7 protein-coding genes and 1 tRNA gene are annotated in these 14,003 nt (G+C 42.8%); 1 reads left to right on the forward strand and 7 read right to left on the reverse strand.

Annotated features, from left to right (window positions below):
* Positions 1 to 15: 15 nt before the first annotated feature.
* Positions 16 to 91, forward strand: a tRNA-Gly gene (locus F984_RS17635).
* 171 nt (positions 92 to 262) lie between these two features.
* Here F984_RS17635 and F984_RS17640 read toward each other — a convergent pair.
* From F984_RS17640 to F984_RS17670, 7 genes are read right to left on the reverse strand one after another with little or no spacing between them, the layout of a single operon-like run.
* Positions 263 to 1,024: a 4'-phosphopantetheinyl transferase family protein gene (locus tag F984_RS17640; protein ID WP_004711077.1), complete on the reverse strand. Its 762-nt coding sequence runs from the start codon at positions 1,022 to 1,024 to the stop codon at positions 263 to 265.
* Positions 1,017 to 2,882 carry an alpha/beta fold hydrolase gene (locus F984_RS17645; protein ID WP_004711080.1) on the reverse strand — a complete coding sequence of 622 codons (1,866 nt, stop codon included), beginning with the start codon at positions 2,880 to 2,882 and terminating at the stop codon, positions 1,017 to 1,019. Before F984_RS17645 ends, F984_RS17640 begins: the two co-directional genes overlap by 8 nt.
* A 52-nt stretch (positions 2,883 to 2,934) precedes the next feature.
* Positions 2,935 to 4,206, reverse strand: coding sequence for a hypothetical protein (locus F984_RS17650; RefSeq protein ID WP_004711082.1), 1,272 nt, complete (start codon positions 4,204 to 4,206; stop codon positions 2,935 to 2,937).
* Positions 4,203 to 7,949 (reverse strand): outer membrane lipoprotein-sorting protein, encoded by a 3,747-nt coding sequence (locus tag F984_RS17655; protein ID WP_004711085.1) that lies wholly within the window; start codon positions 7,947 to 7,949, stop codon positions 4,203 to 4,205. The genes F984_RS17650 and F984_RS17655 overlap by 4 nt, the downstream gene beginning before the upstream one ends.
* A gap of 24 nt (positions 7,950 to 7,973) precedes the next feature.
* Positions 7,974 to 11,933 (reverse strand): non-ribosomal peptide synthetase, encoded by a 3,960-nt coding sequence (locus F984_RS17660; RefSeq protein ID WP_004711087.1) that lies wholly within the window; start codon positions 11,931 to 11,933, stop codon positions 7,974 to 7,976.
* Positions 11,930 to 12,190 carry an acyl carrier protein gene (locus F984_RS17665; protein WP_002054205.1) on the reverse strand — a complete coding sequence of 87 codons (261 nt, stop codon included), beginning with the start codon at positions 12,188 to 12,190 and terminating at the stop codon, positions 11,930 to 11,932. Before F984_RS17665 ends, F984_RS17660 begins: the two co-directional genes overlap by 4 nt.
* On the reverse strand, positions 12,187 to 13,962 hold the full coding sequence (locus F984_RS17670) for an acyl-CoA dehydrogenase family protein (protein WP_079377502.1): 1,776 nt from the start codon (positions 13,960 to 13,962) through the stop codon (positions 12,187 to 12,189). Before F984_RS17670 ends, F984_RS17665 begins: the two co-directional genes overlap by 4 nt.
* Between the last annotated feature and the right edge of the window lie 41 nt (positions 13,963 to 14,003).

Raw genomic sequence — 14,003 nt, forward strand, 5'->3', positions numbered from 1 at the left:
AAACTGCTCATATATGCGGGAATAGCTCAGTTGGTAGAGCATAACCTTGCCAAGGTTGGGGTCGCGAGTTCGAGTCTCGTTTCCCGCTCCAAATTTAAAAGGCCCTAGTCAAAAGACTGGGGCTTTTTTCTTTTTATCGATCCTTATTTTTTTACTTTATCAATTCAGAGCATAACTTACTGAGAAGAACCCGGTTCAAGTCCAACGAAAGACTTTCTAGCTTCTACCCGATTCACCTTTTTAAATTGCCAGTTACATCCATTTAATTATATTTACAAGGTGTCGGCTTCATTGGATGCATAGATATACACGGCAATAATTGGAAACAGTCCATATTAAAGCGTTCTATATGGTGGCTCTGCTGTAAACATATGGAAAAGATAAAATTGCAGTCATAGATATAACTTTGAAAATAATAATGTTCTGTTTTTTGAGCATTATGAGTTGCATCAAAAAACTTTATATGTTCAGAAAAGACACTGAAATTCAGCTTCTTTAAATGGCTACTCATTCCTTGACCAGTACATTTAATATAGGCTTCTTTCAAGGTCCATATTTGAAAAAACCGCTGATATACGCTGAATGGGTCAATCGGTTCATTTTCCTGAATCCACTCTATTTCACTTAGGTCTAATACACTATCGACACGCCTCCATTGGAACTCTCGATTCACTCGTTCAACATCAACACCGATTTCCCCTTCTTCAGTCACAGCAAGGACAATAACGTCCGCTGAATGACTAAGATTAAAATAAATCGTCTTACTACCTTGTACAAAAGGTTTACCGTTCGGTTGTAATTGAATATTGACTTGATGGGCTGAAATACCCAGCTTATCTGCTAGAACAGACTTCGTTAAGACACGAGAAATTAAGAAAAGACGCGCTGCCTGAGGAAGATATTGATCATATCTCAACTTTTCTGCGGCATTGAGAAAGCTGAGATAATGACTCAATATGAGATGATTATCTGGTACCCGTGAAACTGGGCAAATATAAACCTGCACTTGGGGTATATCAGACATCACTAAGTTGCGCTGTAGTACTGATATACTTTGTTAGAACTGGTGTGAGGTAATCATAAACCGCTTCTACATGGGTAATGTGTGGATTATGACCTGCGCCAGCAATGATATGTACAGGAATATCAGGACTTATTGGGGTAACAATTGGATTTTTCTCTCCAATAATAATCTCGACTTTAGATCGAAGCTCATTGAGCAGAGTAGTTTGAGCGGCTCGTTGCTGTGGCAAATTAACGAGATGCATATACTCGCTAATATGCTTAGATACTGACACACGACATAATGAATCCATCGCATAGCCCACTGACGGATTTTTTTGTCCATCTGGATGCAGATCTTTAGCAATGATATCTTTCGGCACAAAACGGAAAATTAAATTAGAGATGGCCTGTATTTGGAATATTTTAGCAGCCCGCGCCTGAACAAAATAAGGTGATATCAGGATAAGGCGAGCAACTTTATCTGGATATTTCTTTGCAAGATTTAATGCGAAAAGACACCCTAACGAGTGAGCAATCACAACACTATTTGGTGCTAAAAGCTTTGAAGCAACATCAATAAATTGATGGTTGTTATCTTCCATTATCTCATAACTACCCGAACGCCCAAGTCCCGGTAGGTCCATCATAGCGACCTGATCATATGTAATTCTATTGATGATTGGAGACCAGCATGCACTATCAAATGGGATTCCATGTAAAAATAATGCAGAAGCTTTTTCTGAACCAAGCGACTGTTTAATATAGGTTTCTGTCCAATATCGACTCTGATAGCTGAAACGACTCGGTGTAGCTACTTGCATATGACCAAAACGTGTGAGTACCAGACGATCAATCCAGTGAGAGAAATAAGGAGTAGTATTGATTAGATCAGCAATCCCCATCTTCGTTGCCATCATCTCTGTTTCAGCGACTTGATAGTTTTCATTAGAAATGAAAGCAAGTTGCTCTTTGGAGCTATCAAGCAATACTTCAGGTAATTTCTCGAGTAGAATTTTAGGGAGTTGCAAATGTGGTGTACTCACTCCTAAATACTCGGCAGCCAGATGGATCAGGTGATGAAATTTCGGCGTCGCAGGATCGAGCAGCATATACTCCTGAGCAATGGTTTCAGGATAAAACATGGTGCGGATTAGGAAGCTTACAATATATTGCATATTACAAAGTGGTAAGAATGTGTCACGACCACCAGGCAGTGCCATCAGTCGTCCCTGATATAACTTACCAATCATTTCGGCAATACCAATATATTGCATATCGCCATAACGATAAAAACCATCAATAACTGTAGCAGGATGTATTGCAGTCCATGGCACATTTAAACGCTTACAAGCCTCAATGAAAGCCTGATGACCTAAAAGTTTCGAAGCCTCATAACCGCCGTATTTACGATATAAATCATCAGGTGAACCTTTCGGTGGAGAAACCATGCGGTATCCACCAATCCAGATGAATCGCTCAAGCTGTTTTAATGTTGCCGCCCACTCAATCAAGGCAAGGCCTGATTTTACATTGGTAAGTTGAGCATCAGCTTTACTAATTCCCCAATTAAATGATGCAGCCAAATGATAAATAACATGGATCTTCGTTTGAGTATCCGCTAATAGAGAGTCCAGCTTAAAATCACGGCTTAAATCATATTCAACAAAAGAAATAGAGGGATCAATCAGCCCTTCTGTTGCAATGAAATCTAATAGTTTTTCTTTCTTGGTTGGAGCATTACGCAGTGCAGCGATTACTTGATGACCTTGACGTAAAAGTTCAACAACTAATCTGCTTCCAATAAAACCAGCTGCACCTGTTACTAATATAGTTTTCCGTGAAAAATTATCTTTTTTTGCTTTATTTAAATTATCCATAAATCACCTTATTAGGGATTGCGAGCTCCAGTATTACTTGAAGCGGATTATCTTAAAAATTATATCGAATCTGGGCATATACCAGACTGTTATCTCTAAATTGTCCAAACACAGTATCATTTCTGCCCCAGAAGCGATCGCCACCTGCATTCAGCTGCCAGTGATCATTGAGGTTGTAATTAATACGTACTCTTAGTAACTCATTCGGTTTGGGCGCAAAATAGAACCCTGTTACTTCTAATTTTAAATTGTCATTCAGCAGGTTAAGTGCATAGCGCAGCATAGCTCCATACTGATTTTGCTGATATTGATCACTAATTGTTTGCTGATAACGGTAAACTTCTCTCAATAATGGATCTGTCAAGCTATCGGCAGACCTTACGTCCTCTGTATGTTTGTACACACCCATTAAGCTTAGCGTAGTATTTTTTAATGACCATTCGGGTCCCATGACCACGGTTAAATTATTTTTCTTATGTGTAAGATCTTCGCTGCCATCCGAGTCAGTCTTTGTATATGCAGCTTCACCACGCCACACGATATCGTTACGGTTATAACTGAAATCAATCCCATAGACAGACATAGGATTATTTTTCAATTGTAACGTTGCTCCTGTTGGAGATAACGACTGCAATGACAGATCAGGCATGTGATCTAAACCTGAAAAATACGATGCACCTACATCTAGACCATCTACGGAATAATCCCAACGCACTGCAAACGCAGGACGGCTCTTACGGTCTATGTCATACTGAACACCAGCAATCTGACGCAATGGAATCACATCTGAACGGCTACGCGGATACCATAATGCCGTCCATTTATTAGTTCCAGATTCAGGAATATACGTCAATTTGAGTGCGTCATTTCCAAGACGTTGATCTGTCTCATCTGGCACTAGACGCGTATAGTCACGAGGCGAGAGATTATCCGTTGGGTTAATCCCATCAGCTCTCCCCCAGACCACAATCTGGCGACCAAAGTCGAAATAAAACGTTTGATCCCAGTTATAAGATGCATACAACTCACGTAAGTTGCGATTCACCTTACTCACCTGATCCGGATTTACAGTATGGTCCGTTTCGTCTCCAATATTTATATCGTAATGGATCTTAAACGCTGGGTTAAACTTAAGCGTACCATTGGACCAGAAACTTGCTTGCCCAATATTTTTTAACGAACTTAAATCACGATCTGATGACCACACATCGAGTCTGACCGAGTTCTGGCTTACAAAACTAATTTCGCTGTCATCTGCATAAGCATGTTGCAGTAGCATAAAGCTACTACAGCATGCAAATACCCAATAGGCACCTTGCGTCATTTTTCAAGGCTCTGCGGTGAGAAAAGCTTATCGGATAAAGTTTTTTCTGCGACAAAATCATTGACGATCACTTGCGTCATATGTTGAGTTTGCAAGTTTTTCGCCATAGATTTCATAGCCTGCCATCTTGGTTTCACTTTGCCGTAAGGACGGATATCGGTGAACTCAATGTGCTTTAACGGCTTACCTGCGGTATCCCAAATATCGATGGTTGCTGTAACAAAGTTGTCTTTGAGTATGCACATGCGACGTTTGCTATAACCAAAGTCACTCTTCACCGTATTATTGATTGGCGTTGCTTCAATCATGTAGCAATCTTTACCATTAAATTTGCCATCTGCCAGTTTCGTGTACTTCCAGTCACTGAGCTTATAGCCAAGTACATCACCATAACTAAAATCGGTACCAATAAAAGCATCGCCCTTATTCGCTGATGCTAGTCGACGTACTTTTTTCAATGCAGGCAAATAGACAAACATGCTATCACTGCCTTTTGCATTTTCAATCAACAGTGTCGTAGTGCCTTGGACATCCGCTGGCGAGATGAACTCAGTCAAACGCATATTGTTCTGAGTATTTCCAGCAAGCTTAGTCATATTTTTAGTCATACGTACACGTTGCTCACCATTTTTAGACGTCAGAATAAATTTGGCGCTAGCAGTTGAAGACAAGAACTTAGAGGCATCATCACTACGATTAACAATGTCTTGAGCCTCATCTGCATGTGATGTTTTAGGTAGTGAAAAAGTAAGTGCCGTACCCAACAAAAGGCTTGTCACGACAGTTTGTGCAACAGGAATGCTCTTCTTATTTGAAGAAAAGATAAAACGTGGTTTTAGCATCAAAATCATTGTAGGTACCATAATTAAGGTTGCAAATACACTGAAAAGCATCGCAATCACAATAAACAGCGCTAGCCATTGATGTACGTGGAAGCCCTGTGATAAGGACAGTACACCATAACCACCAGCAACCGCAGTCGCGACGAAAAGAGAAGCCTTACCAGCTGTACTTAAGGTTTTACGAACAGCATCTTTGATATCTCCGCCTTCTTCACGCAAGATTTCACGCAAGCGATAGAGGAAGTAGATGGCGTAATCCGCACCGATACCAACAGCCATAGCCGAGATGAGAGAATTTGGAATATTGAGGGGAATATTGAGCCAACCCATTACCCCAAAGATCGCAAGAATTGAGAATAAAAGGGGTGTCAGAACGATCAGCCCAGCTGAAAGTGAGCGGAAGACCAAAGCTGATATAAAGAAGACGGCAAATGAAATTTGTAGAATATTCATGAGTTTGCCGTGGACCATTGTTTCAGTTAAAGCAATAGTCTGAGTCACGTCACCACCAAAACTTACTACAGCTTTATCACCGAATTGACCTGCCATATAAGTTTTTAGAGATTCAAGGATTTCTGTAATGCGATGATTACTACCTGTTTTCATCAGAATCGTAATCTTGGCATAGCGCTGAGTGGTATCAATGTAGGAATCAAAATCCGTCGGCTCACCAGACATTGAATACAACAGTAAATACTGAGCGACAACATCTTTGGTTGCAGGAACCTGAAATGCCTGTGGCTGATCGGCATTCATGGCCTGATTCATCCGTTTGATATAGTCCACAATAGAGATTGTTTTACCGACCTCTGGAATTGAATTCGCGAACTTTTCTGTATTATCAATTGCTTTGAGAATTTCAGGGTTTTCGATACCATCACGAACTTTAGTATCGACCATAATGTAAAGGCTATTTGTTCCACCAAGAGACTGATTCAAAAATCTGTCGTCTTGCTGCATTGGTAGGTCACGCGAGAAGAAATTTCGACTATCGTTATCTACTACAATACGGCTGGTGCCGATAGCAAGTAAGACACCTACTACCGCAATCGCAGTCATTAACATCATTCGCGGACGAACTGACAAAATAGCATCACCAATACGGTTTGGAATCCAATCCCATATCGGTAGACCTTTACGTTTGACCTTCGTAGCAGAAGGTGGTGGCAACATCGAGCGCAGTGCCGGAATAAAAGTCATCTCAATCACGAGTGTACTAATGATCCCGATCCCAGTAAAAATACCGAATGAACGAATAGTCGGAATATTGAAAGTTAACAGGGAGAAGAACCCAGCCGCTGCAATTCCGCCAGCCAATATCATAACAGGACCAACACGGACCAGAGATTGAACAACAGCTTCACTATTGGCAGCTTTAGGCTCCATCCCTTGAGCAAGCAAACGGTCAAAGTCTTCGTAGTACCGCTTTAACAACTGTACGGCATGACCTGCTGCGATGGCCAAAATCAAAATTGGTGTAGGCGAGTTAAAAATATCCATCGGCTGTTTAAATAGGCCCATCATGCCCATACCCCATGCCACAGACAGCAAAGCTGTAACGAGTGGCAAGATCAACCCCTGCTTACTGCGAAATGCTTCAAAGTGCAATAAACCTATCACCAACACAGCAATTGGGAACAAGATATTGATACGCTTAGAATAATCTTCAGCTTTATCGAGATAGACGGGATTGCCACCAACACTGATGGTCATATCTTTAGATTGTTCGCTCTCTACAATTTTGTTGATTGGAGCCATCATCTTCTGGAAGCCTTCCGGGCTTTCCTCAAGCTCAAGCAAAATTGCAGCAGTTCTTTGATCTTTAGATACGACTGAATTCATATAGGTCGGGTTCATTGCCAACATTTTTTTCAAATGATCGATATCGTCCTGAGTTACAGAACTGGTTGGCAATAATTTCTTGGCATCAAACCCTTCCGAATTAGCCATGATCCCTTTGGCTTGGCGTGCAGCCAGACTCATCATCGTAGAACGAACTACGCCAGGTGCATTGTCAACTTCCTCGGTAATATGTTTAACTTTTTCTAATACTTGCGGCTGATAAATATCACCTTGTTTCGGTGTGATGCCGATCACGACCATATACTTGGAACCGAATTTCTTTTCGATCAGTTTGGTCGAGGTGATATAAGGATGCCCATTAGGTGCAAGTGCGCCCGGATCAATAATAATTTTTACGCCCGATGCGAGATATGCCAAGACAATCGTTAAGAGCATGACTACGGTCAGCACAATACGGCGATGGCTGAGAATCCAACGCGCATATTTTTCCATCACTGGATGAGTCTTTTGAAGTGGTGTTTCGATCTCGTGTGATTTTTTATCGGCCTCTTGTGCTGGCTCTTCAATCTCTTGTGATGGCTTCTCGATCTCCTGCGATAGCTTCTCGATCTCTTGCGACGGTTCTTCGATCTCCTGTGCTTGCTGACTCACTGCCTCATAGGTTCCACCCTTTTTGGCCAGTGCTTGGAGATTAATAAGATCTTTCTTGAACTGGGCAAGAACCATCTTTTTTAGCAGTGCATCGGGAAAGACACCAAAAAAGCCGCCTGGTTCCGCCACAAAAAGCCACTCAATCCATGTACCTTCTGGATGCGGTTTAAAGTGGTAAGTACCCGTATAAAGAAAAGGTCCTTCTAGCACTTGAAAGGCATATAATTCGTTGGGTACCAGATGTGTAATTTCACCTTTAAAGGCCAACTCACGACCAGCAAAGGTCAAACCGATTTCATACCTACTGCCCACACGCGGAGTATTATCTAGCAGCTCAGAATGCTTACATGACAATTGCCAGCTTGCATCATGACCCGGGTTGGCAAGATATTTAAAGACCTTATCAATATCGCCTGGTATGAGGAAAGCATGTTCTATGGTCACCATAGTGGTTCTACCTTCTTATATTTTTTATGCAGGAACTGGATACATCTGATCAATTGTCTGGGCCACAGCCGCCACGTTCTCAGCGAACATAATCGATGAATGGTCACCAGGCAGATCCACTTGTGTAAGCGTATCTTTGATCAGTTGATCCCAACCGAGGCTTTCCCCGAAATCTTCCATCTCATCTTTAGCCTTGACCAAGAGGATCGGAAAATCTTCAGGTTCTGGGAAATAGGTCTGGAGTGCGACGCCATTAGCCAAATAAGTGTCAAAGTAAAGTCGGAAATCTGATGGATTAGCATCCAAAGGTATAACATTGATAGCTTTAGCTTCTTTAAGCACATGGTCAAACATGTGATCTGAACTTAATTCGCGCAAGTATTGCGCTGGGATCGTCAACTTTTTCCCATAAGGGACAGCTAAATCACGAGCAAACCAAGACAAGAGCATGGCATCATCGGCATCTTCAGGTACATTTTCTGGAATTGGAGCACGAGTATCGATCATGACAATCCCTGTGACCTGCTGCCCCATTTGACGCAACTGACGACTGATCTCGTATGCAATCGCACCACCAAAGCACCATCCACCGAGGAAATAAGGCCCCTGAGGCTGCATCTTTTGCATTTCAGCAATATAGAGTGTCGCCATTTCTTCAATGGCTACTTCAGCAGCATCAGCTTCAATCAATCCTGGAGACTGAATAGCACGTAAAGTACGATTCGGATTGAGATGACGCGAAAGCTCCATATAACAGAAAGTACTACCACCAATCGGATGGAACAGCCACAACGGTTGTTCATAGGTTCCACGACGTAATTCGATTACGATGGAAGGTTTGATTTCTTTATTTTCACGGATGATCTCGCCTAAACTTTCTACAGTGGAGTACTGTGCTAGTAAGGCAACTGATAATTCGGTACCAAATACCTTCTTGAGATGATTGACAAGCTTCACCGCAAGTAATGAATGCCCGCCTAACTCAAAGAAATCATCATGTATACCCACTCGCTTAACTGACAAAATCTGCTCAAAGGTCGTACATAGCTCGATTTCGATCGAATCTCGTGGTGCAACATAATCATTGCTCTGCTCAAACACTGGCTCAGGGAACGCCTTACGATCTATTTTGTTACTACCCGTCATTGGAAATTCATCCAATTGGATAAACGTACTTGGCACCATATAAGCTGGGAGATGGATTTGCAGGGTCTTTTTCAAACCTGCCATATCAATCTCAGACCCTGTCACATAGGCCACCAGTTTCTGATCGTTGTCGGCAGTGGTCTTAACCAATACTACGGCATCTGTAATACCATCGATCTGTTTGAGAACATTCTCAATTTCACCCAGTTCAATACGGAATCCACGGATCTTGACTTGGAAGTCCAGACGTCCGTGATGGGTCAAACGCCCATCCATACGCAAACAGACTTTATCTCCAGTACGATAAAGTCGACCGGCATTTGGTAGAGATGGCAAGGTTCTGAATTGTGCATCTGTCAAATCAGGTCGTTGCCAGTAATCAATTGCTAGGCCATCGCCTCCAATCCAGAGCTCTCCCATAACACCGCGTGGGACCAACCGCTGTTGTTCATCAAGAACATAAAGCTGGGTGTTCGCCATTGGCTGGCCTAAATCAATCAATTTTGAATCGGTGATATGAGCTGCACTGGACCATACTGTAGTTTCGGTCGGACCATAGATATTCCAGAGACAACTTACTTTGCCCAAAAGTTTTTCTGCAAGTATAGGATCGAGTGCCTCGCCGCCACTAACTGCAGTCATACCCGGAATACCGTTCCAGTCGCTATCTAAAAGCATTTTCCAAGAGGCTGGTGTTGCCTGCATAATATTGATCGACTTCGCCTGCATATAGTCCACCAGCAAGTTACCATCTAGCGATACCTCACGTGGGCAGACGTGTACCACACCGCCATACATCAACGGAATCAATAGCTCAACAACCGAAATATCAAAGGCATAAGTTGTAATCGCCAATAACTGCATATCTGGCGTTGCTTGCAGCCTATCATTCACAGACAGCAAGAAATTAGCCATTGAAGGATGCCCAATACGCACGCCTTTGGGCTTCCCTGTCGAACCTGAGGTGTACATCACATAAGCGGTATCACCAAAGGCAAGTGTCTCACGCACTTGCTCAAGGGGTACAACACCAGCTCGATTAATATCTAAACGAGGCACAGAAACATTAACAGCATCCATTAACTCAGCTTGAGTCAAGATGACTTTAGGTTCAGCGTCTTCTACGATGTTATGCAGACGTTCTCTTGGGAAACTAGGATCTAATGGCACATATGCTGCTCCTGCCGCCCAAATTCCGAGGATTGCAGCAGGCAATAGCGTAGTACGGTCTAACATCAGACCTACACGATCACCATTGGTAATATTGTGTGCACGCAAATATTCAGCGATACCAGCGATATGCTGACCTAACTCATGATAGCTGACATCATGATCTCTGCAGGTCGTAGCATAGTTGTCACCACGCTCGTCAATCTGCTTCAGAATCATTGCCAATAAATCATGCTTAGAATAGTCCGTAACCTGACCATGTAGATAGCCTAGCTGGATGTTATTCGCATAACTAGGAGCAATATCTAACTCAATGAGCTTACGCTCAGGATGGGTCACCATCTCCGATAGTATGATTTGCAGCAGTTGCACCATATTTTCGGCAGACTCTGCAGAGAATATTTCGGAATTGTATTTCAGTACACCAACCAATTCACCCTGATATTCACCCCCCATTTCCAGCATAATGTCTAATTGACCTTCTTGCTGGCGAACTGGAAAGCTTCCTAAAGTCAGGTCTTGACCAACTAATGTAGCTGGATTCTGGATTGGTAAGAGTAGTTCCTTAAACTCATCCATGCCGCCTAGACGTTCCCAGAACATTCCCACCTGAGCCAATGGGTTAATACTGCCATCGCGCTTTGGTGAGACAGCCTCAACTACTCTAGAAAAGGCAACTTTTTGATGTTTTAGGCTTTGTTTTAATTGTTCTTGGACCTGTTGCGTAAATTGGCGTAAGGTTTGATCAGCATCAATGTCTACATGAAGAGCTATTGTATTGACAAATTGCCCAAGCGCATTACGCAAAGAACGCTCAAGCCTACCTGCTACTGCTGTGGCAATAACTAGATTATTTTCATTTGATAGTTTGTTCAGTAGGATATAAAAGCCAGATAGTACAAGACCAAACAATGTGATCTCATAATCTTTCGCCAAGCTCACAAGCCCAGATGATACTGACTCAGGCACACGGAAAATCACCGAGCTACCTTTATGTTGCTGCACAGCTGGACGTGGGTAATCAAGCGGAATACTATGCACATGTGGTGCGTGCTGTAACGCATTTTTCCAGAAAAGTAGGCTTTCATCATCATCGTCGGTCGCATTGTTCTTCTGCTTATCCGCATACTGTGCGAACTCAATTCCGTCTACCGCATTTGACTCTGTAATTAGTCCAAAGCGCTTGCAGACATCACGCAGCAACAGACCAATTGACCAGAAATCCATTAAGGCATGATGAATCACAACTGCGACCACATAATGATTCTGACCACGTTCATAACAATGAATACGCCACAATGGTGGTTGAGTCAGGTCAAATGGTTGCTTGGTATCTTGTTCAACCAATTTTGTCAAATCAGAAGCTTCAACATGTCGAGCATCAGTGAAAATAATATTAGGATACACGCGATCCCAGATAAGTTGCTCAATCCCCTGTTCATTGGCAGGCATGCTTACACGCAATAGCGGGTAATCATCCATCACCGCTTCCAAAATCTCCATCGGTTTGTTGCCTAATGGTTGATTGACCTTTACATCAAAGGCCACCACCATATTGTAGGCACTGCAAGTTGGCTCAAAACGTTGGATATACCAAATACCAAGCTGCTCTGCAGAAATCGCGTGACGTGACAGAATTTTTGGCTCTAGGTGTGCAATGTTATTCATGAAGCAACTCCCTGTTGCAACTCAGAAACAAGATATTCGGCCAATGTATTAATTGTTGGGTAATCCCATAGTAATGTCGGCTCAAGCTCCAGTTTTGTCAGATCTTCTAAATCCCCAGAGACAGACAAAGCAACGATCGAATCAAGACCATAACTGGTAAATTTTTGCTCTGGATCAATCGTCTCAGGCTCTACACGCATTTCTTTGGCTACTAGTGTACGAATGATCGCGCTCCAGTAAGCTTTATCCTTATTCATGGGGTAATCTCCTCTTTAACTGGTTTGGCATCGCGCGGTGCCAATGCAAAATCGATAACAGATAACATATGGTTAGTTGAAATTCGGTCTAGCAAATCTGCCAATGTGCTTTCACGTACTGATGCCATAGGAGGAGATGACTCTCCTTCATCGGTATTTAAGAAAATGATCAGCCATGCACCATCCTGCAAAGCAGGCCTTAAACCATGACGGTTAAAAACCCAGAAACCCAGCACAGCAATGCGGGCAAACAGCTCGGCGTAGCCACGGGCAAGGCTAAAGCGCAGCGTTTCAAATTCGTTGCTTTTCTCAGAGTTTGAAAAGTAATCCTGAATTTTTTGATCCAATGAGCGCTGTTCAACAAGCAACTGGTTTGCTCGCTCACGTAGTGTAGAAAGCGTTTGGGCAGACAATCCTGCTGTGACATCGGTATTGTTGAGCATTTCGATGATTGTCCCGAGCGACTCCATTACCAAGTCACCATCTCGGTTAAAAATCTCCAGCTCACGAAAATCAATAGCACCTGTCTCTACCTGCAAGTCATACAACTGGCGATAGCGTGCTTTAGCTTCGGCTTGATTGAGTTGATCGGCTTTTTTACTACGACCTTTATTGGCAGACTTGAGCTGAAAACTCAGGCTGTCTAGACAGACGGTACTGCTACCATCAAATACACTAACAATCAGATGGTCTCTGAATGCTTTTTGGTACATTCCATCAGCATATGCATTTCTTAAGAAAAAACGTGAGCCAAGCACTGAAGAAGTGATCTTGGCAAGCGACTCTACATACTCAGGTACTACGACCTTGACGATTGGTGACCATGTACTGAATTGATTGATACAAACATGTAATCCACGCGCACCAACGAGTGATAACACCTCAGCCGCTAAAAGATAAGCATAGGCGGTGGCGAGTTGCTCACGCACTAGCGGAATGTTTATCACTTTTTTGTTATATAACTCGCGCTCAATAGCAAATTCGGTCGCGATACGTAGCATCGTGTCACCCGCTCCGAGCGAGAAACTACTGCAATATGCACGTGTTACCTGTAGCGTCTTGAGACCAAGCTCCAAGCCCTGGCCTTCTTCACCGATTAGAGCGTCTTTGTGAATTTCAGCATTATTAAAACCAATACCGCTAATATCTAGACCACGCATACCCACTGTTGGCAGACGGTTCAGGCTATACGTTCCTTTCGAAGCCATTTGACGCTTATCGAGCCAGAATGCACTCAAACTACGCGGTCCACGATCATTCGATGTTTTAGCAATCAGACTTAAAGAGTCACCTAAAGTGGCGCGATTGATCGACCATTTTTCGCCATTTAAGACATACTTGCTTTCACCAGATTGTGCAGTCACTTCACTAGATAACAGATCTGCACCATGTGCTTTTTCACTATAAGCTAGTGCTGGCGCAGCACCACTTAAAATTCGGTTAGCGATGTTTTGACATTGATTCGCATTACCACCGATCCATACGATCACAGACCAAGCATTCGTACTATAGGTCGAATTGATGGTTAGATCGCGTCGTGCTAACACACGATGCAGATATAACAACTCTTCACCAATTTCCATGCGCCCCCCAAGTTCTGAAGGTACATAGAAACGGTTCATGCCCACCGCATTCAGAAAATCAACAGCACGCTGAGGATACTGTTCCTTTTCATCACGCTCGATGGCAGCGGACCAAGAAAAATCATTGTTGGTATCATGTACGGAGCCTAAAATTTGCTCCAGACGAGCAGCAGATTGAAACTGCCGCAAATTGGAAGTAAGTGACATGAATTTTCACTCAAATGATTAAA

The sequence above is a fragment of the Acinetobacter nosocomialis NIPH 2119 genome (genome assembly GCF_000368085.1).
GTDB classification, from domain to species: domain Bacteria; phylum Pseudomonadota; class Gammaproteobacteria; order Pseudomonadales; family Moraxellaceae; genus Acinetobacter; species Acinetobacter nosocomialis.